The organism is Heyndrickxia coagulans DSM 1 = ATCC 7050 (genome assembly GCF_000290615.1).
Lineage (GTDB): Bacteria > Bacillota > Bacilli > Bacillales > Bacillaceae_C > Weizmannia > Weizmannia coagulans.
Genome location: NZ_ALAS01000168.1, coordinates 1 through 280, shown reverse-complemented (window position 1 = coordinate 280; position 280 = coordinate 1). Strand labels below are relative to the sequence as shown.

General features: G+C 42.9%; 1 protein-coding gene. It reads left to right on the top strand.

Features of this window, described 5'->3' with window-relative positions; translation table 11 throughout:
• A partial coding sequence (locus IC21_RS08610) for a UPF0236 family transposase-like protein (RefSeq protein WP_035180785.1) occupies window positions 1–280 on the top strand: 280 nt, incomplete at both ends.

The following is a 280-nucleotide window of genomic DNA, read 5'->3' as shown; positions in this document are numbered from 1 at the left end:
GATGCAGAAGGTTTTTACACAATGGGTTGGGGATGTATTTGAGGAGTTAGATAAAACAATAAAACAGAAGAAGTTGGAGGAAGGCTGGGAATACTGCCGGAGTGATAACAGAAGCGTTCAGTTTCTATTTGGAAGTGTGACTTTCAAACGTTCATTAATGCGTGATAAGAGAGGGAACTCACATTATCCGTTGGATGAATGCTTGGGGCTGTTACCCCACCAGAGATATAGCCCGTTAGTGGAATTAAAGGTGGCAGAGTTGGCAAGTGAGAACACCTAT